This is a genomic window from Sphingobacterium sp. B29 (assembly GCF_001952815.1).
GTDB lineage: Bacteria > Bacteroidota > Bacteroidia > Sphingobacteriales > Sphingobacteriaceae > Sphingobacterium > Sphingobacterium siyangense.
Genome location: NZ_CP019158.1, coordinates 4121528 through 4140186 on the forward strand (window position 1 = coordinate 4121528; position 18659 = coordinate 4140186).

Annotated in this window: 22 protein-coding genes; 6 read left to right on the forward strand and 16 right to left on the reverse strand. The window is 35.5% G+C overall.

Annotation, left to right across the window (positions count from 1 at the left end):
* Positions 1–429: 429 nt before the first annotated feature.
* From BV902_RS17710 to BV902_RS17765, 11 genes are all read right to left on the reverse strand, one after another.
* The gene (locus BV902_RS17710; RefSeq protein ID WP_075993077.1) at positions 430–837 is read right to left on the reverse strand and encodes a hypothetical protein; all 408 of its coding nucleotides are present in this window, start codon (positions 835–837) and stop codon (positions 430–432) included.
* A 55-nt stretch (positions 838–892) separates the two neighbouring features.
* Positions 893–1141, reverse strand: a complete 249-nt coding sequence (locus BV902_RS17715; protein WP_075993078.1) for a DUF7710 domain-containing protein — start codon at positions 1139–1141, stop codon at positions 893–895.
* A 299-nt stretch (positions 1142–1440) separates the two neighbouring features.
* On the reverse strand, positions 1441–2094 hold the full coding sequence (locus BV902_RS17725; RefSeq protein ID WP_075993080.1) for a hypothetical protein: 654 nt from the start codon (positions 2092–2094) through the stop codon (positions 1441–1443).
* Between the two features lie 41 nt (positions 2095–2135).
* Entirely contained in the window at positions 2136–2462 is a 327-nt protein-coding gene (locus tag BV902_RS17730) for a hypothetical protein (RefSeq protein WP_075993081.1), read from the reverse strand.
* Between the two features lie 80 nt (positions 2463–2542).
* Entirely contained in the window at positions 2543–2968 is a 426-nt protein-coding gene (locus tag BV902_RS17735) for a DUF4844 domain-containing protein (RefSeq protein ID WP_075993082.1), read from the reverse strand.
* A 131-nt stretch (positions 2969–3099) separates the two neighbouring features.
* The gene (locus BV902_RS17740; RefSeq protein WP_075993083.1) at positions 3100–3837 is read right to left on the reverse strand and encodes a hypothetical protein; all 738 of its coding nucleotides are present in this window, start codon (positions 3835–3837) and stop codon (positions 3100–3102) included.
* 17 nt (positions 3838–3854) lie between these two features.
* A complete protein-coding gene (locus BV902_RS17745; RefSeq protein ID WP_075993084.1) occupies positions 3855–4775 on the reverse strand; it encodes a tetratricopeptide repeat protein in 921 nt (306 codons plus the stop codon).
* 403 nt (positions 4776–5178) lie between these two features.
* Positions 5179–7842: a carboxypeptidase-like regulatory domain-containing protein gene (locus BV902_RS17750; protein ID WP_075993085.1), complete on the reverse strand. Its 2664-nt coding sequence runs from the start codon at positions 7840–7842 to the stop codon at positions 5179–5181.
* Positions 7843–7848: 6 nt separating this feature from the next.
* A complete protein-coding gene (locus tag BV902_RS17755) occupies positions 7849–8604 on the reverse strand; it encodes a GLPGLI family protein (RefSeq protein WP_075993086.1) in 756 nt (251 codons plus the stop codon).
* A 75-nt stretch (positions 8605–8679) separates the two neighbouring features.
* Positions 8680–9060 (reverse strand): hypothetical protein, encoded by a 381-nt coding sequence (locus tag BV902_RS17760; protein ID WP_075993087.1) that lies wholly within the window; start codon positions 9058–9060, stop codon positions 8680–8682.
* A 109-nt stretch (positions 9061–9169) separates the two neighbouring features.
* Complete coding sequence (locus tag BV902_RS17765) at positions 9170–9319, reverse strand: heavy metal-binding domain-containing protein (protein WP_083663664.1); 150 nt, start codon at positions 9317–9319, stop codon at positions 9170–9172.
* A 342-nt stretch (positions 9320–9661) separates the two neighbouring features.
* Between BV902_RS17765 and BV902_RS17770 the strand changes: the two genes are divergently transcribed.
* The 3 genes from BV902_RS17770 (at position 9662) to BV902_RS17780 (ending at position 13043) form a co-directional block, all read left to right on the forward strand.
* Positions 9662–10474, forward strand: a complete 813-nt coding sequence (locus BV902_RS17770) for a helix-turn-helix domain-containing protein (protein WP_075993088.1) — start codon at positions 9662–9664, stop codon at positions 10472–10474.
* Positions 10475–10545: 71 nt separating this feature from the next.
* Positions 10546–12225: an alpha/beta hydrolase-fold protein gene (locus BV902_RS17775; protein ID WP_075993089.1), complete on the forward strand. Its 1680-nt coding sequence runs from the start codon at positions 10546–10548 to the stop codon at positions 12223–12225.
* 290 nt (positions 12226–12515) lie between these two features.
* The gene (locus tag BV902_RS17780; RefSeq protein WP_075993090.1) at positions 12516–13043 is read left to right on the forward strand and encodes a hypothetical protein; all 528 of its coding nucleotides are present in this window, start codon (positions 12516–12518) and stop codon (positions 13041–13043) included.
* Between the two features lie 89 nt (positions 13044–13132).
* On the opposite strand, the gene BV902_RS17785 is transcribed toward BV902_RS17780, so the two are convergent.
* The 3 genes from BV902_RS17785 to BV902_RS17795 are packed head-to-tail and all read right to left on the reverse strand — an operon-like array spanning position 13133 to position 14426.
* Positions 13133–13456, reverse strand: coding sequence for a hypothetical protein (locus BV902_RS17785; RefSeq protein WP_075993091.1), 324 nt, complete (start codon positions 13454–13456; stop codon positions 13133–13135).
* Between the two features lie 6 nt (positions 13457–13462).
* Positions 13463–13621: a DUF1330 domain-containing protein gene (locus BV902_RS17790; RefSeq protein WP_172840706.1), complete on the reverse strand. Its 159-nt coding sequence runs from the start codon at positions 13619–13621 to the stop codon at positions 13463–13465.
* 10 nt (positions 13622–13631) lie between these two features.
* Positions 13632–14426 (reverse strand): SDR family oxidoreductase, encoded by a 795-nt coding sequence (locus BV902_RS17795; protein WP_075993093.1) that lies wholly within the window; start codon positions 14424–14426, stop codon positions 13632–13634.
* Between the two features lie 125 nt (positions 14427–14551).
* Between BV902_RS17795 and BV902_RS17800 the strand changes: the two genes are divergently transcribed.
* Positions 14552–14899: a winged helix-turn-helix transcriptional regulator gene (locus BV902_RS17800; protein WP_075993094.1), complete on the forward strand. Its 348-nt coding sequence runs from the start codon at positions 14552–14554 to the stop codon at positions 14897–14899.
* A 152-nt stretch (positions 14900–15051) separates the two neighbouring features.
* Here BV902_RS17800 and BV902_RS17805 read toward each other — a convergent pair whose 3' ends face one another.
* Positions 15052–15984 (reverse strand): DUF4267 domain-containing protein, encoded by a 933-nt coding sequence (locus BV902_RS17805; protein WP_075993095.1) that lies wholly within the window; start codon positions 15982–15984, stop codon positions 15052–15054.
* A gap of 69 nt (positions 15985–16053) precedes the next feature.
* Positions 16054–16632 (reverse strand): Crp/Fnr family transcriptional regulator, encoded by a 579-nt coding sequence (locus BV902_RS17810; protein ID WP_075993096.1) that lies wholly within the window; start codon positions 16630–16632, stop codon positions 16054–16056.
* Between the two features lie 540 nt (positions 16633–17172).
* Between BV902_RS17810 and BV902_RS17815 the strand changes: the two genes are divergently transcribed.
* Both BV902_RS17815 and BV902_RS17820 read left to right on the forward strand, forming a co-directional pair.
* Positions 17173–17769, forward strand: a complete 597-nt coding sequence (locus BV902_RS17815; RefSeq protein WP_075993097.1) for a Crp/Fnr family transcriptional regulator — start codon at positions 17173–17175, stop codon at positions 17767–17769.
* A gap of 173 nt (positions 17770–17942) precedes the next feature.
* Complete coding sequence (locus tag BV902_RS17820) at positions 17943–18539, forward strand: hypothetical protein (protein WP_070565714.1); 597 nt, start codon at positions 17943–17945, stop codon at positions 18537–18539.
* Positions 18540–18659: the final 120 nt, after the last annotated feature.

The window sequence follows — 18659 nt, forward strand, 5'->3', positions numbered from 1 at the left end:
TTACTATTTTTTGTAAAGTTCTATTTTTCTGTTGTCATATTTTCTCGTCCTGAAAAACTTTACAGATCAGCAAATGTTTTCTTAAAGCTTTTGGAAAGTTGGAATTGGTGGTGGTATACTGATTTAATAGGCTTACAGTTATTAGCTTTTAAGATGATTACAAACTGTATGGCTAAGGTATGGGTTTGAAAGTCGGAATGGCTACGGGAAACTATAGCTAATTTATTCAACATAGTTAATAAGACAATAAAGTAACTAACATAGCCTCCCTTGTTAACCGCAAAGGGAGACTATGATGGTTAGATGCTCGCTTTACAACGCTAGGAATCGAATGATAAACTACATTGCTGGAGAGTTTCATTGACTGGCATATACTGAAACAACTTATCCTCCTTGGACTGATTCCTTTCACGAGTAAGGTTAATGATGCTACATGTGGCGGAATTCAGGAACAACTGTTTCTACCCATTCCTCTTCCATGTATTCTACAACTTCATTATAATTGTCCTCTTTCGGCAAGACCATTGTAAAATTTTGGTGCCAGGTCCCTTCCAAATCCAGATGCTGATAAATATAAAATACATCGCTATTTGAAAGCTTGACGAAGTAACTTGTCAATTCATCTTCTTTAATTTCTGTAATGTGCAATGAATCTTTTTCAAGTTCTTTATAAATTAGTTTATTCCAATTTTTCCATCCATCAAATTTAGGAGCATCAGTATATATAAAATTCGTCGAATCGAACAGCAGGTATAAACCGTCCAAATCAAACACAACCTTAAGCCCATAATTTCCTTCTTCAAAATTGTAAAAGATATTTTTCAGAATTCTTGTCATATTATTTATTTTCTAATTCGACACGGCAATGTTGGCTAAATGCTCACTTTGTCGTCTAATTTAAACCATGACTTGCGGAAGTAAATTTTTGGATAAAACTGGGTTCCATTTGAGCTTGTTTTTTCACACTGAAAAAATCATTAAATAATGCCCAGTCGTAAACCCCTTCATCAATTGGATATGCTGTTAAAACTCCTGATAACTTATGTCTATCTATCCATATTTCCGCCTTTTCAATTGAAGTAAAAACTCCACTTGAAAACCGCCCTCCTTCTCCATGAAAAACCCAAATTGTATCTAACATATTGCTTATTTTTTAAAATTACCCTGGAAATCTTGTATGCAGGACAGTGCGACCTGGACTCTTTTCTATCTGCTCAAAATCATCTATTTTTCTACAATTATTGAAAATAACCATTTCGATGTGCTCACATTCATTTACGTCCTTTACAGATTGTAAGTTTCTACCGTAGTCGATACGAAATGTTCTTAGATTTTTGAGCCTCTCGATACCTTCCAAATTTTGCACATTAGTATAATGGACCAATATTTCTTCCACATTGGGAAAAGCATCCAAATTCACATGGAGGAAGAATTGCTTTATTATAAAATTTTAATTTTCCACATTTCTATATTTTGTCTCGATTTATTGCGGATAGTTATATAATTGTTGTCATCCCATTTATAATCTAAATTATAAACTATTTCACCACCGCTAGGCTCACCTTCTGTTATCAAATCTCGATTGATTTCACGACCAGTTTTGTCAAATAAAACCCAAAATAATTTAAAACAGTTAATCTCCCATTCACACCAAAGTCCTAATTTCCATTGACAATTTGGTGAGCGTTTGTATTTACTATTTATAAAGAATTTGTAATTTAAATCGTTGTCAAGACAGTATTTATATGCTTTCAGTAATGGTTCAGTACCCCACTTTTCCAATCCACCAATAGTTGTCATTCCGGAATGAATCAAATCAAGCTGTAAAGACTTCTTTTCAATTGGATTCATTTCAAAATACTGGTCAAAATTTATTTGCTTATAAACTTCGCGAAAACCTTTATGCGATGTTATTTTATCCACCTCTGAAGGATCCTCTCCAACAGAAATCACACATTTTCTGACATCATCAGTATTATATTTACGAAGAAATGACCAATACATTTCCGCAATACTCCAACATTCTTCATTAAATTCTTTAAAATTTTTACCTGGTAAAAATTTCGCTCTCAGACTAATTTGACTTAATTTCATTATATCCACTATTTACTTGGAAGTGAGATATAGTTATTTCCCTATACATCATGAATCGCATAATTATAGAGTAATTCTGCCAGTTCTTCATTAGAAAGGGATCTGTTTTGACTATTATTTGCCTCTTCAATGACATCTAAGAAATAATAAAAATCAAATAAATTATGGTAATTTATTCCATTATCTGAATATGCTATACTACCGCCAGTTTTCTCGATTTCAAAATATCTCAATTCATTATGAATATCCAATGGGATCTCCATAAAAATCTCAATCACTTCGGATTCCTCATGTAATGACTGCAGATGGCAGAATTCTTTGAACGAACCACCATCCCTAAAAAAATAAATTAATTCTAAAAGCTCCATGATAAAGATTGTTAGGGGGTAACACTTTTAAATGCTCCAATTTTTCGGGGAGAGGTAAGTTTTAGTGCAATAGTCTAGTGTTAGAAGTTTCGGTTATAAACCCCATTATTTAGTACGCCTCCAGAACTTTTCAACTCTACCGCATCCATAATCTTTTCAAAATAACCAGAAACATACTCCCTATCCTCCGTATCTAAATTAAAAGTTTCGAACCTTTGGAGGCTTTCTTTTAAAAGTTCTTTATATTCAGCCTCGTCAAAATTATCCTTTGTGCCTTCAATAAAGTCATCAATACTGTCGTTAAGCAAGTCTGATAAAACTTTTTTGTCATGCCTTTTTTCTAAACCTGGATAAAAAGCACTTGCCTGAAATTTGGGTTCTTTCTTTAGTATCTCAAGGTTTTTTGTATGTTTAATTGAATAGTTTGATTTCTTGTTACAGGCAAATACAATCAATATTATTGAAATTGCTGTAATAAATACTGAGCTTACTTTTAATTTTCTCATAAATTAGAATTCCTGTTTTATCTTTTTATCTTAAAAAATCTCTCCAAATCCGCTTTGAATTTTTATTTATTGAAACCTCGGCACACACTCCCGTCGTACATCAATTTGACAAACCGGTATTATATGCAATTTTACTTTGATGCTCTGACTTCTTTAAATATTCCTCTATCAGAGAAATCACTACTTTCTATTTTACTTTCTGGACTAAGAAAATAGGCAACTGTCTGAATAATCTCCTTATTTAGAGGGTTTAAAGTTGTTTGGTTTATTACAATTCTAGTTATTTTTCCAGCTTCATTTTCACTTAAATAAACTTCTCCCTTTTTTAGTTTCAATTCATCTAAATGCGTCTTATACACGCTTTTAATATCATTAAGATTGAAGAAGTAAATACTATCTTTTGTTTCAATAAACTTTTCGAAAACAAAATCGCCTCTTAATCCTCTATCTTTTTCGCTTAAACCACGATATTGAAATACAATATTTTCAATAGCTATTCCTTCAGATTTTAATTTATCTATTCTAAGTGGTAAATAATTTGGTTTTGTTTTATAATACTCGTCACCACAATCATTTTTACATTCGTGTTTTATACCAGAGATTTTATTTTTGCTTGGAATTTCTGAAAGATTATACATAGGAAGAGTGTTATCTAAATTAATTTTAAAAGATTGTGTAGAATCGATAATTATAAAACCAGATATGTGAGAATCTCTTCCCCCCCAAGCATCATATTTATAAAGTAATTTAGACGACCCCTCTATTTTTTGTACATATAATTCAGTAATATCCCATTCACTAGATAGGTCAAAACCACAGCTATTTAAGAGGATAGTAAGTATAGATAAAAATAAAAACTTAAATTTCATTTTTATGAGCAGTTTTTCTATTTGCAGTATTCATTAATTCGTTCTTTCGCATATTCTGCTCCGTTGTCCAATGCTTTATTCCAATTTTCGCAAGCTCTCTCTTTGTCTTTTATATTGAAATAAGTGTTGCCTAAATTAAAATATGCCTGTTGTTTTGCTCCCTGCTCCAGTTTGTCAAGTTGCAAAACTGTCTCATAGTCAGCGATTGCACCTTTATAATCTCCATTTTCGTCTTTAAGTCCACCACGATTTATTAAAGCACTCGCAAATTTTGGTGCAATTTCTATTGCTTTGTCGTAGTCTTTAAGTGCCAATTTCCAAGTGTATAGCTCGTTTTTTACGATAGCTCTTGAATAGTAAGCATTTGGGTCTTTGGGGTCAATTTGGATTGTTAAGCTCCAATTAAATATTGCTCCGCTTAAATCTCCATTGTTATAACATGCTAAACCTTTGTCAAAATAATAGTCCGCCTTTGTTGAGTCAATTACTGGAAATTTCTGCTCCTTTGGATCAAAAGGTCCACCGTAAGCATCAAGTTTTGCGTCAAATTCAAAACCTCTTTTATACATATCCAAATCCCAAAAAAGTAAGTTGTCGGCTGTCATTGGAATTTCATTTGTCTCTCCGTTTAGTTCCCATAATTTTCCGTATTTCTTAACTTCTTGAACAGTGTATGGATAGTGTGCCTTGATAAATTCTCCAAGCTTTTGTAAGTTCTCACTTTTATCTGAGATAAAAGTAAAGTCCATTTTTGTTAAGCAGTTGTCTTTAAGACCACTCTTGACCATACTATTAAAAACGTCTTCGACAGAAACCATTTCTTTGGCAAATCCGCCAACAAAATTGTCCCAGGTGAAGAATGTCTGTTCCATTTTCTTTTGTCCGTAGGATATTAAGGTTGTTAATAAAAGTAATAGTGTCAATATCTTATTTCTCATTCGTGGTGTAAGTTTTTAAATCGACCAATAAAGCTGTTCGCTTAGCAATCTGATATGTCCCTTCAATTTTTTTGATTGATATAGTGATCATCTTTATAACTATTAAAATCAACATACATGCTACTGTTATTAGTTACTATTATGGCATTATACTTTTCAATCGGGCAAGGTTAATACCCGAGACTAATATACATTCTTTATTCTGAATTAATAGGTCTACAGCTATTAACTTTCAAGGTTAATACAAACTGTAAGGCGAAGGTATTGGTTTGAAAGCCGGAATGGATGCGGGAATCCTTAGGCTCTAGGCATTCAACCCTAATTTAGTATACAAAGTTGAGGCGATATTGGACCAAATCATCCATGATGTGGATAGAATAGAAGGAGCAAATAGGATGAAATATCATAAACTATACGATAAACCCAATAGAAAAATACGGGGCATCGTATAGATAATTTTTTCGGAACTGATGTATTCTGTCAGTACCGCAGTGCGGTAGCTCGTATTTTTTAACACGTTTAGCCCTTGAATATAAAAACTGAATGGAGATTTCACTTTCTGGTAACGCAATTCAAAATTTCCATTTATAGTAGTTGGATCAGCACTGCTATCTTCCAGCCCTGTCTTCAAGAGACTCCAGTCTGTCTTAAATACAATATTCTTCAGCTGATATTTCCCGGTAATGCTCCATTTATTGAGCGCGACCTTTTGACTATCGCCCAAACTCTTCTGCCAACTATCGGTTTTAGTCCAGGCCACTTTTACATCTGCCAACTTTGGTATGAACCATCTTAAGGAAAGGTCTGTCGAAACTGTGTTCTGCCGTAGATAAATCTCGCTGTTGTCGATACGCTGTGCTAACCTCATATGGATATGGGATAGATATACACCCGGTTCAAACCTACCGTATCTTATGCTATAGCCCCCAATGTTGGTGAAATTGATATCAGGTCGATCAAACAACTTCACCGTCTTCAACTGCTCGTAGGAAGAAGTCAAAAGGCTGTTCCCTTTGATCTTATCTTTCAAAGTCAATGTACTGTTAAAATGGATTACCCGAAAGTCTGTAAGTCTAAAATTGTTATAGGTAAAAGTAAGTTTATGGAATGTCTGTCCCTCCAGCAGGATATTTCCCCGGGACAAACTATTGTAACCTGTGATCCAATAAGACGGATTAAGGTCCATTGCTGTCGCAAAAGTATAACCCCTTCGGTAATTAAGGCGAAATCCATCCAATGCACTTTTCCCATATTTAAGATCCACCTCCGGTTGTAGAAACCATTGCCCATGACGATCATCGTTTGTTGGAGTCTGGTTGATTAAGTATAAATAGTACTGCTTTAAGGAAAATAGTATTTTTAACTTATCGAAATCCAACCGGTAGCTCCCGCCCACATAATTGCTGCTGTTTCGATAATATTGTCCGTGGTCAAATAAGTGCGCTCCCGTTGTATCCTGGGCTCCCATTGACTGCCCTTTCTGCCGTAATAATTCATTTTGAGAGTTCGCTTCCAGATGAAGCTGCTGGTTCTGATTGATGACCCAATAGTATTTATAAGACCCATTGAAAAGATGCATCTTCCGCTCTACAGGTCTCACTATACTATAGTTCGCCATAGAATCAAAACGTATGAAGCCACGTAGGAAAAGGCTGTCCGAAGAAAGGGAGAAATTATCTTTCTCTGAGGTATACTGGTGCTGAAAAGCAAAAGAACTGTAACTTCGCAAAGAATGCTTCCAGCTCCCTTCGAGATATTGTTTTAAAACAATGGAATGTCCATCCTGGATTTGTATACTATTGTTGTCTACTCCAAATCTGTCAATGACATTGTTCATATGTACCTCCTGCCTGGGCATTGTCCAGAATGTACCCAGGTTGTAATCCAAGCTAAAATAGGGACTTGGCTTAAAATTGCTCGAAATATTGAAAGACGCCTGTCTATTGACCTGCGAAGAACGCATATTGGTTTGTTCTGTATACCGAAGATCGGGAAAAGAATAATGATTAGTGCCTTCTAACATGGTACCCAACCTGTTTTCGGCATACACGCCATAGAGGTTTACACTAAATTTCTTCTTTAGTCCCTTTTGAAAACCGTTGAATGCGGCGAACTTATTGATGTTCTTTATCACATTTCGATTGTCGCGATCATATCCAGCCAGGTTATTCTTATTAACTGAATTAGAAAAATATTGCAATTCGGCACCCTGAACCCGATCAATATCTTCTTTGGAGACCGGTGAAGTACCGATATTATTGATATCCCCAATAAAAGACATGGTTTTTTCCGGTGAGTAATAAAATAGGGCGGCGTGTTCCTTGTAGGATTTTTCGCTCCCCAATGACGATTCAAGATCCCCAAAGATGAAATTCTTCTTATTCTCTTTCAGTTTGATGTTCATGGCAAGCTGATCATTTACCTGCACACTTTTCAGCAGGTCGTTCTGGGAAAACCTACTGATCATCTCAACCTTGTCCACTGCTTTTGCGGGAATATTCTCGATAGCGAGCTTACTGCCGCCACCAAAAAAGCGTTCATTTTCCACCAAGGTTACATTGACTTGCTTACCCTGAAAACGCACTTTTCCATCTTCGATGGAAAAGCCGGGCATTTTTTCAATAAGATCCTGTAATTTTCGGTCGGTACTGTCCCGGAAATAGTCAGCGGAAAAACGGATCGTATCTTTGGCAATTTCAACTGCACGGTATTGGTAGTCGATCTTTACTTCTTCAAGTCTCTTGACGGATTTTAATAATTTGAATTTTTGTTCTGCCGATCGAATATCGAAGGTATCAACAACTTTCTGATAGCCTAACCTGGAGATCGTAAGCTCAATTTTTCCTGTGTTCGAAAATTCGAGCTGAAAATGTCCCTGCTGATCAGTTTTCTGAAATACGGGAGCAATTCCGGAAGAAGGAATACGTTTGATCACGATACTTGCGTTCTCCAACGGTTTGTCGCTGTCATCCACAACAAGGCCTTTAAATAGCAAGTTTTGTTGCGCCAGTAAACTATTGGTCAGTAGACATAGGAGAATAAATAATAGTATATATCTAAACTTCACAAGCTATTAATAGGGAATATTCAAATCTTTGGCTTTTTCATATAATCTAGTACGCCACTCTTCTTTAGTAATAATTTCTTTATTTGGTAATGGTGCAATCTCAGGTTTACTTGCAAAATTCAATTCCTTCAATCCATAAAGAGTTCCACCTTCTTGAAATTCAAAGATCAGTCCTGGAAGATTCCGTGTGTATATAGGACCAAAGGATACCGGAATATCAGGGCAAAACCAAGCTATAACGAGCCTTTTCTTTATCTTAGTAACTCCTTCCTCGATATAGCTTGTTTCCCTATTTCCCGTTGCTTTATAACAGATGAATTCACCTATCTGCTTAGTTTCAGCGCTAATTTTCCAATCAAAATTATTATTTGTTTTTAGCATTAAACCCTTTTTATCAAGCGGGTTTTTCATATCCCGATCAAAATTATAGCAATACGCTGTATCCTGCCATGTAGAATCCCTATATCCTATTAAAGTCTCAGTACTCCTTACATCTGCCTTGGCCAACTTGTCAATTTCTTTACTTTTGACTCTGGTAAATAAGGACCTGCTTGCTGTAAATTCAAGTTTAAAAGTCATCATGGAAGCGATTTTCGGGACAAAAGAATGGGCGCTCAATATCCAAAGCTCCTCTGGCGTGTTAAGTGAACTATCGGCGCTTTTTATTACTGAATAATATGCATAGCCGGAAGTTCCCTGACCTTGGCTTTTTAAAATAAAAAATAATAAAAAAAAAGGAAGTAGAGTTCTGTGTAATCTCATTCTTAAAATTATTAATATGGCTGGATAAATCCAGCCATATTTATGAAATATAAATTTACCAAATTAATAATGACATTATGTCTGCGGCAATGAAGAGTGTGTACCATCTGCACACTTTTCCATTTCAATCTGCAAAATGTCATCCAATACATCTTGTGGATATGCCCCAACCATCTGACTCCCTCGAATTAGTACTTGTATAACGCAAATTACCCTCGAATCTTGAGCTTCAACCAGCGCATTTTCTTGTTTGGTAGGAGTTTCTTCAACCAACACATTTTCATGTTTGACCGGAACTTCTTCAGCGATGGTTGATGCTTGAACTTGGCTCGCCCCAAAGATAACACCACCTAGTAGCATTACCTTTAAAATACTTTTTTCATAATTTTTATTTAATATATTATCGAATATATTTATAAAAATTACATTTATAATACGGTTTTTTAAAATCCACACAAATGTGTAGTAAACAAAAGATTGTCTGAATTAATTAAAATCCCTATAACTACTATTATTTAAATATCTATCACATAACACGCTTAAGAAATTATCGACTTATAGTAAATTACACGAATAAGCGAGCGCCAAAGAAATCGACATAACTCGCTCCTATATCGCTAAAGACAGTAGTACCGATGACAACATTGGCCGCTATTGGATCATTATAGCGTGAAATCTCCCTCCCTTCGATGGAATTGGTCGTGGTTACTATCATGGCATTATACTTTTCAATCGGGCAAGGTTAATACCCAAGCCTAATATACATTATTTATGCTGAATTAATAGGCTTACAGATATCAACTTTCAAGATGATTACAAACATTTAAGGCTAAGGTATTGGGTTGAAAGTAAGGTTGGTTACGGGAAACCGTAGCTGATTTAGGACAGTTCGATAGTGAATTATATTAGACTAAAGTAGCCCTTTACTAACCGCTAATCTCCAACAAAGCTGTATAGGTTTTTTCCCAATCTCCATTATTATTTAGCCGATCAGATATATGTTAACTTTTTTCTTATTTTTGAAATTATTGCAGATTTGCGAGGTAGAAAGTTAAAAATGAAGGAATTATTTCAAACATTCAAACCAAAAAATCCTATAGTCAAAAAGTATGTTGATTATTACTATTTGGACATTAAACCAAATAATGTGATCAATGAATTCCTATGTTTCCCCCATTTTAATAATACAATTTCAATTTATAGATATCATGTGAGATTGGAAAATGGAGAAATAAAATTTGATGATAACGCAAAACCATTTCAGATTTTCACCCCTATTCGGGAAAAAGTACTTAATGTAAAACAATCTGGAACAGTTTACAGAATCGTCATTGTATTTCATCCTTTAGGTATTCAGCAATTTTATGAAAATTTAAATTTTGCAGATTATATAACAGATTACGAGTTTTTCGGTCCAAAAGAACTAAAAGAAATCTTTTCTACAACTCAAATAAAACGTATTTCAGATTTTTTAGACAACGCTTTATTACATCGTTTTAAAAAATTTGAGAGCCCAATTTTAGAACAAGCAGTTCAATATATTTTCAGTAATGACGAGAAAATATCTGTCACAGAACTTTCAACTTACATTGGAATCAGCAGACAACATTTAAACAGAGTCTTTCAAATTAATTTGGGAGTTTCCATCAAAAAATTTTACGAAATAGTTCTTTTTAGACAGTCCGTTAACAAGAAACTTTTTGAGAACCCTGAAAGTAGCTTCACTGAAATTGCTTACAAGTTTAATTTCAGCGATCAATCTCATCTCAATAAAATCTATAAAAACCTCGTTGATAATTCACCAAGAAACTTTTTTAGCAAAGGAACTATTTTAGGAAAAGAAGATACTTTTTGGCATCTGGATCCTTAACGAGTAATGTTCCATTTTTACAAGTTTCCGAAATAGTTTGTCTGTAGATTTGCCTCATTAAATTTTGATTTATGAGATATTGTATTGTTTTATTTTTAGTTCTGTTAAGTTTATTTGCCCAAGCACAGGAAAATTATTCAACTTTGATTCGAAAAGCGGTCGAAAACAAAAAAAATGCAAAAGATTCAATTGCGTATCTGCATGCATTAGGATTGTACGAAGACGCATTCGCAAGATTTCCGGATAGTATAGATCAATTTAGCCGCTATAACGCTTCAATCTTAGCTTATAAATTGAATAATAAAGATAAGGCATTTACCTATTTATCTCCGCTGGCAAAGAAGGAAACCGACTGGAAAACTTATCCCGCTTGGAATTACATAATTAGAGATTATGCTTCGGAAGAATATAAAGATCTAATAGGTGACCCAAGATGGCAAATTTTGAAAAGCGATGCTATTAAAAATAAAGATCGTTTTTACAGCCAATTAAAAGTAAAGGAAGATGAATTTTTCAGTATAGAGCGAACTAATCTAGATAAATTTCAGGATGAAAAATCTCTTTATGAGAAAATAAAAAACTTTAATCCCTACAAAGTGAAAAAAAATCAGGATTATTCTATTTCATTCAAAATAAACGATTCAACCAAAACTTCGTTTTTTATTCATTTGCCAAAAAATTACAATCCTAAAAAGAAGTATCCCCTACTTTTCTTTCTCCACGGAGCAGTAAGAAGTAATGCGTTGATTGATTATCAATTTGCCGATTGGAATTTAGGCGGCTGGAATAGATATTACACAAAATATGCAGCTCGAAATGATGTCATTTTAGTCTTTCCAAAAGGGAGCAGGCAATACAATTGGATGACATCAAATGAGGGCTTTTTTATGATTCCCGAAATGCTTGAAAGTATCAAGAAAGCAGTCAACGTTGATGACAATAAAGTTTTCATTTCGGGACATTCTAACGGAGGAACGGGGTCGTTTTCATATCTGATGAAACAACCTACACAATTTGCAGGTTTTTACGGATTTAACACTTATCCAAAAATTTTCACTGGTGGTACTTTCGTTGAAAATATTAAAAACCGTTCATTTATCAATTTTTCAACAGATGAGGATTATTATTATCCACCAAACGCAAATGATGATTTAACAAAATTAATGAACGGAATAAATGCCGATTACAAAGATTATCGGTACAATGGATTTCCGCATTGGTTTCCACAATTTGACGAATCTGAACCAGCTTATCAGATTCTTTTTAACGACCTAATACCCCGAAAGAGAAACCCTTTTCCGAAAGAAATATCTTGGGAATTCGATGATGAAAAATACGGAAATATTGATTGGTTTTCTGACATAAAATTAGATACCTTAAGCCAAAAATCAAATTGGCACAAAGAGCTAAATTTTAAAATCAGCCAATGGTTGAAATATGACAAAGACGATAGCTTAATTGTTCAGGAAGTTGATAAAAAAGCTTTTGATTTTCCAAGAAGATCAGGAAAAATAAAAGCTGAATATCAAAACAACATTTTCAGAATTAAAACTTCTTCTATTAAATCATTTTCAATCAATATTTCGCCTGAAATGGTCAATCTGAAGAAGAAAGTAAAGGTTTACGTAAATGGCAAGTTGTATTTCAATAAAAAAGTAAAGTACAATCGTGAATATATGTTGCAGAACTTTGAAAACAACCAAGACCGAGAACAAATTTGGATAAATCGTATTAACCTTAATATATCCTAAAATATGTACGCGTCCTTTTCATCAAAAGGTTGTTAAAAAGAATATCTACAGCTCTTAATTTCAAGATGATGACGCATTGTTAAGGCTACGGTATGGGTTCGAAAGAAGAGTTGGTTACGCGGAAGAACAGTCGATTCGTTCGGCAGTTTTAACAAAAGAAAAGGCCTCCTGAAATGCAGGTTTATATCAATGCCCAGCTTGGAGCGAATCTTGCGAGAGTAGCCAATATGGTAGGAACTAATCCTGGGACGGGAGTGAAAAACTGGGATCCTAATTGTAAATAAATTCAGATGCGAAAGGAACAAATAACGGAGCAGTTAAAAGAGTATTATCCGGAGGGTCTTACCCTCGACGATATCATGGCTTATTCCTCTTCAGAACCTTACAGTAACCGGAAACGATGTATTGAATCAGCCTGGTCAGACCGCGGGCAATGGGAACAATTAAAAGAATCCCTTACCGACCTGTCTGCTGAAATCTGGGACTACTCCTTCTTAGGGGGAAGCCCTTCGTATCACTTTTCCTTCCGCCTTGAGCAGAATGAAGACATTTTATACTCTTTATTTGTCAGTGTTATTTTACCCTATTTTGCGATCAGGATAATGAGCCTATCCAATCGGGAAAAATCATTTATCCCTGTAAGTGACACTGATTTTCAGGTATTTGAAAAGCTGAAAAAGAAAGTACAAAATGTTTTCCCCGAGCATCTGATAATTAAAGATGATAGGTTGCTACAAACTAAGGTTGATATCTTCGAGGCAGAAGGGGAAAATCCTCCGTCAATACAGCACCTTTTATTCTCGACGATAGAAACATAGTTACAGCAATACTATTCCGCAGTATTTCTCCAGATCAACCCACTCTTCGATAATGACAAGCGATACCCTTTGGTCCATAAAATTTCTCCTTAACCTGTAATTTTTAGAAATTGGATTTGATTACCAACAATATTGAGCCGGTAACTCAATACAATAGGGCTTCCAGGAAAATTACCTGAGACTTCCGCTTTCAAAATACTTTGATCCTCATTCTTCTCAAAGCTGATAGGCTTCATAATTGACTTATAGTTTTTGTTTGCATCTGAAATCCATTTTTCGATCTCTTTTCGTCCATTGTGCATTTTTCCCTCATCATAAACTACTGCTGTTTCGGTGAAACACTTGGCATATGCAACACTATTGTAGCTCGCTTGTGCTGCCACTAAATCTATTAACACTTTTGGTAATTCCATGATTTCTTATTTTATCTGATCACCTTCGAGAACTTCAAAGTCTCCATAAGGAGAAAGAACTTCAATTGGGTGCCTCTTCATATTCTCCCTGATCAGGCTCCAATATTTCTCTAGCTCTTTTTGATCAATAGTTGTGATTTTTGTAAATATTATGTATGCTGGCATATGACTAAATTTAAACGGTTGGTATTGTCCCTCCATCGATTACAAATTCGGTTCCGGTGAGATATCCTGCTCGTGGTGATACTAAAAAACCGACCAATTCCGCAACCTCTTCGGGTTTTGCCGGCCTGCCAAAAGGTATTCCTCCCAGGCTATTCATGACCTGTTGGATTGCTTCCTCAACACTAATACCGTTTCGCTCCGAAATTTCCTGCATCATTCCCGTTGCACCATCTGTCTGAATCCAGCCCGGCGAAACAGTTAAAACTCGTACTCCTTTCGGTGATACTTCATTTGATAGATTTTTACTGTAATTTAACAAGCCTGCCTTTGCTGCCGCATAAGGTAATGTTGAATCATGTAGTGGTAACCTAGCTTGTATGGAAGCGATATGAATAATGACACCATTTCCCCTTGCTAACATATGAGGCAAAAAGCCTCGGTCTAAACGGACCGGCGCAAGCAGATTGGTATGAATAGCCTTTTCCCAATCTTCATCGCTCAATACTGAAAAACCTCCGCCTTCTGCATCTGAACCGCCCAGATTATTGACGAGTATATCCAACCTTCCAAATTTTTGAAGAACTTCTGAAACTATTTTTTTGGTTCCGGCAGATTGGCTTAGATCAGCAGAAATAAAATGTAACTTGTCGTTGGCTTGTTTAGGGGTATTTCTTGCCGCAATAATAACCGTTGCGCCTGCATTTAACAAGCGCTCAGCTATTGCCTTTCCCGCGCCTTTTGTACCACCTGTCACCAAAGCAAATTTACCCGATAACTCCTTGTTGAAATCAACTATATGTTTCATTATTGAAATATTTTTATACAAATTTCCGACCTATAAACAGTTTACACAAGTACGGAAAAACGAATTGCATAGGGATAAATTTATCCCATATTGTATATTTTCGAACATTGACTTAATTTTGGAATATGTACGAAAAGAAAATACCTTTAAGTCTCAACTGTGGTTTAGACCTGATTGGTGAAGTTCTCTATGGTAAATGGAAAATAAGATTATTGTGGTTTATCAATGAAGGGTACAAACGCCCAAGCGAACTCCAGCGCAAAATACCGGATGCTTCACGAAGAGTTCTAAATGTTCAGCTAAAAGAACTTGAAGAGCACGAATTGGTTGCAAAAGTTATTTACCCTGTTGTACCACCTAAAGTGGAATACAGTCTTACAGAATTTGGGAAGACTTTAATCCCTGTAATTTCTGCACTAGGAAATTGGGGTGATGAGCATCAGGAGCGTCTAAGGAAAGTAATTTTGAAATAAAACATCCAATTTCCCTGAGGGAAATTCAAAAAAATGACGTGCTAAATATCAAAAAAAGTCGATTCTTCATTTAGAATCGACTTATATACATACGCTAACTATGATATATGACGTAAAATTTGCGACCTCGATAACGCTGGTGGCCAGCTTCATCATTTCAGATCACCATAGCCTTGTAGACCAGTTGTCTTACAATAGGCTTCCTCAAGAATTTTCAATCGTCCGCTTTTTATTGCAATTTTCGCAACAATACTCAGAAGAGGTTCTACAATTTTCATTACTCCTGTCATCTTGGAGTTATTCAGGTAAATGAACAGAGCCAGGTCTGAAAAATTCTTTGGAATTCCGTTCCCGTCCGTAAGACCATCCTTTGCCAGCCCCAATAGAATCAGTGCGGCCTTTTCAAATTCAATATTTCCTGGATCGATGGTTGTCCGTAACCGGCACACACCTTTAGATCTATTATTAAAAAGATGTGTTTCATTAGCCGATATGAAGATCTTATCCCCCGACTTGAGTTGGTAACGTTTACCGCTTCTACCCACTTCCAATTCACCTTCAAGGACTTCAAACCTTTCAGAAAATAGTGTATGATAATGCCATGGCGTTTTTGCTCCGGGGAGTAGATCACATTCACTTATAGTAGAACCACCATTGGCCGCAGACTGAATAAGATCAAAAGATACTTGATTATAAGGATTGTCGGTTCTCTTTTTTTGCATTAAAAGCACCGGCCCCACTATAATGCAGATCAATACAGCTATCATATGAGCTATGCCATGCTGCCAGTCGCTGCCATTTTTGCCCATTACAATCATGAAATCGCCTAAGGGCACGACGGTCGCTGCTAGCAACGCTATGGCCAGTGCTTTCCTTTCATTTGCCAATACTAAAAGCACCAGAAGAATACCAGAAAATAGATCGCGAATTCCTTTGATGTAGTGAAAGGAATAATCAGCATGTGTATTAGTAGAGATACCGTAATCGAATTCAGCGTTAAGCGGTGAAAACAAAAATCTTAGACCTATAAATAGTAAACCTATTCCGGTCAAAAATGAAATGATGTAACATATTCTTGTTGCCATAATATATAATTTTATTGACAACAAAGTTATCTGGACCGATTTCACTATTCATGCACCTAAGTTAATAACTCAGTCCCTCCTCGTATTTCGGCTCCGGATACGGCTTAACGATTGTGGTTTCACCCCGACGTACGAAGCAATATAATATTGAGGAATTCTTTGTACTAGCTCAGGGTATTCTTTTATAAATTTCTCATAACGAATTTCGGGAGAATCAGTATAAAAAGAATTAAGCCCTTGAAGGGTTTGAACAAAAACCTGCTCTATCACTAACCTGCCGAAACGTTCGCCATTCTTGATCTCAGAATAAAACACTTGAAGATCATTATAAGAAATTACCAATAGTGTACAATCTTCAAGAGCTTGAATAATCTGCCTAGATGGCTTTTGGGGAATAAAACTTTCGTTATTGCAGACAAAATCCATTTCTTTACCAAATCCATATGTTTTCTCCTCCCCATCATTGTTGATATAATACTGCATAACACCGCTGATAATAAAACCAACATAACGGCAAACGTCCCCTTCACGCAAAAAATATTCACCCTTCCTGTATTTCTTTTCCCTAAAAAGTTTTGAAATCAGGTCCCTATCTGCTTGATTAATGTCTATTGCATCTGTGACCGTTTTTAATAATATATTTATCATAATAGCGACGTATTGGTTCTTTAAAGATCGTAAAAAATTTTATGCCAGGATCAGAAAGTCAAAGGGTGATCGGGATAGCTGGTGTCCTATAACTTAAAGGAAAGCTTGCCGAAGAAAATGCTGCAAAGGATGAGAGTTGATGGTAAAAATTGACAAAAAAACAATATGCCCCTACAAAGGAGCCACTTATGAAGTAGCCAAAATAGTTCCTTTATTTCGACACTTATAACTTATTCTCAGATTTGGACTTATCTGGAAATTTTATTCGTTGAGGTCGGCCAGGGATCTCGATACGGAATCGGTAGAGATTATTCTCACCGCAGCTACTGGGATAACGCTTCGGTTTCAAAAACGAAACAGAACAATAAATACAGACGACTATTATTGCCGCTACAAATTCAGGCACAATAATACCAAGATAAAATCTATCATATATATCTAGTGGTCATTGATATCGAAATATCCAAAGAAGAAGAAAAATCAATTTTAGCTATTTAAAATATACGTTATATTTATTCGAATATAGCCCCGCTAAAGCAAATGACAGAAACAGAAAAATATCTTGCTGACTTTAAAACAGCTGTTACAAGCGTATATTCCATTTCGGATAAGGCATTTGATTTATTGGCTGAAACGGCCTACGTTCAGCAGTTTAAGAAAAATGAAGTTTTACTTAGGGAAGGGCGTGTCGCCAATGACATTTTCTTTGTCTGTAAAGGAGCCTTAAACTCTTATTTTATTGATGAAAAAGGAGCTATCTGGAATAAATGGATTTATTTGGAGAGGGATTTTGCGAGCACAAGATTTTCGGCAATCATAAAAACGCCCAACGATTTTAAACTGCAAGCTATTGAAAACACTACTGTGGTATGTATGCCTTATCATCAAACAAGAGCAGCTATCAATCAAAATGATGAACTAAAAAACCTTTACATTGCCTATTTGGAGAAAAAATGGATCGTCATTAATGAAGAAAGAGAAATTTCTTTACTGACCGAAAGTGCAACCACAAGATATCTCAAATTGCTGGCGGCACATCCGGGAATTGACAGCAGAATTCCACTACAATATATTGCTTCGCACCTGAGCATTACCCCAACACAGTTGAGCCGAATACGTAAAGGGCTAACCAAATAAAAAAATCATTACGCTCAACCTATGTAGAGTGCGTTTTCGAAATCACACTTTATTTTTGCTTATTATCAAACAATAATAAAGGATACTATTAAACTCTTTGAAATAGAACGCATCGTACTATTAATTGAAGTTTGGAATAGGAGACCGTAATAATTAACAATTGAAATTAAATTATGCAAACAATTTCCAAAACACTAAAAATATTTCTAACCGCACTTATTCTTTCCAATATCGTACTGATGGCTTGTGTGGTCTACTTTTTTCTGAACAACAAGCACAGTTTAAGCGCGGAAAGAATAGATATCAAGGACAGATCTGGAAATAATCGTGTCGTTATTGCAAACACAGATAACATTCCGCAACCTATTATCAAAGGGAAAACATATAAAAGGGCTTACGCTCCCGCGGGCCTGATTTTCTATGATAAAAATGGAGACGAAAGAGGCGGTTTGGCAATTACCGATAATGAAGAGACTAACCTGAATGCACTTGCATTTGATTATCAGAATGCCGATGCCATTGGTATCCTGGCACAGGATAATAAACACGACAATTATTTCAGGGCTGGTCTATTGATTAATGATAAAGATCTATCCGGTAAGCCGGGGCATAATATTAACCGGATAAACCTACTAACAGAGAATGGGAACGCTTCTTTGGTGATGAAAGATAACAATGAGATACCGAGAATTATTTTAAAGGTGGACAGTCTGGGTAACCCTTCTATCGAAATGTTGGACGATAAGGGAAAAGTGAAATGGAAACAATAAGCTATAATCGAGAACTGTGCTGTCATTGATAAAATCACTATCTCCGCTTAAGCGATCGAAGCATAAACCGAAAAACGAAAAAGCAACCTATATCAGTAATCTCATTCGACAGCAGTTTGA

Bases quoted from the DNA above. Each gene is read 5' to 3' on its own strand.
- BV902_RS17780 (WP_075993090.1), top strand. From the start codon at position 12,516: ATGCGAAAGGAACAAATAACGGAGCAGTTAAAAGAGTATTATCCGGAG.
- BV902_RS17810 (WP_075993096.1), bottom strand. From the start codon at position 16,632: ATGATAAATATATTATTAAAAACGGTCACAGATGCAATAGACATTAAT.
- BV902_RS17715 (WP_075993078.1), bottom strand. From the start codon at position 1,141: ATGTTAGATACAATTTGGGTTTTTCATGGAGAAGGAGGGCGGTTTTCA.
- BV902_RS17800 (WP_075993094.1), top strand. From the start codon at position 14,552: ATGTACGAAAAGAAAATACCTTTAAGTCTCAACTGTGGTTTAGACCTG.
- BV902_RS17775 (WP_075993089.1), top strand. From the start codon at position 10,546: ATGAGATATTGTATTGTTTTATTTTTAGTTCTGTTAAGTTTATTTGCC.
- BV902_RS17740 (WP_075993083.1), bottom strand. From the start codon at position 3,837: ATGAAATTTAAGTTTTTATTTTTATCTATACTTACTATCCTCTTAAAT.
- BV902_RS17765 (WP_083663664.1), bottom strand. From the start codon at position 9,319: ATGATAGTAACCACGACCAATTCCATCGAAGGGAGGGAGATTTCACGC.
- BV902_RS17730 (WP_075993081.1), bottom strand. From the start codon at position 2,462: ATGGAGCTTTTAGAATTAATTTATTTTTTTAGGGATGGTGGTTCGTTC.
- BV902_RS17770 (WP_075993088.1), top strand. From the start codon at position 9,662: ATGAAGGAATTATTTCAAACATTCAAACCAAAAAATCCTATAGTCAAA.
- BV902_RS17820 (WP_070565714.1), top strand. From the start codon at position 17,943: ATGCAAACAATTTCCAAAACACTAAAAATATTTCTAACCGCACTTATT.
- BV902_RS17710 (WP_075993077.1), bottom strand. From the start codon at position 837: ATGACAAGAATTCTGAAAAATATCTTTTACAATTTTGAAGAAGGAAAT.
- BV902_RS17795 (WP_075993093.1), bottom strand. From the start codon at position 14,426: ATGAAACATATAGTTGATTTCAACAAGGAGTTATCGGGTAAATTTGCT.
- BV902_RS17815 (WP_075993097.1), top strand. From the start codon at position 17,173: ATGACAGAAACAGAAAAATATCTTGCTGACTTTAAAACAGCTGTTACA.
- BV902_RS17745 (WP_075993084.1), bottom strand. From the start codon at position 4,775: ATGAGAAATAAGATATTGACACTATTACTTTTATTAACAACCTTAATA.
- BV902_RS17725 (WP_075993080.1), bottom strand. From the start codon at position 2,094: ATGAAATTAAGTCAAATTAGTCTGAGAGCGAAATTTTTACCAGGTAAA.
- BV902_RS17755 (WP_075993086.1), bottom strand. From the start codon at position 8,604: ATGAGATTACACAGAACTCTACTTCCTTTTTTTTTATTATTTTTTATT.
- BV902_RS17790 (WP_172840706.1), bottom strand. From the start codon at position 13,621: ATGCCAGCATACATAATATTTACAAAAATCACAACTATTGATCAAAAA.
- BV902_RS17785 (WP_075993091.1), bottom strand. From the start codon at position 13,456: ATGGAATTACCAAAAGTGTTAATAGATTTAGTGGCAGCACAAGCGAGC.
- BV902_RS17805 (WP_075993095.1), bottom strand. From the start codon at position 15,984: ATGGCAACAAGAATATGTTACATCATTTCATTTTTGACCGGAATAGGT.
- BV902_RS17735 (WP_075993082.1), bottom strand. From the start codon at position 2,968: ATGAGAAAATTAAAAGTAAGCTCAGTATTTATTACAGCAATTTCAATA.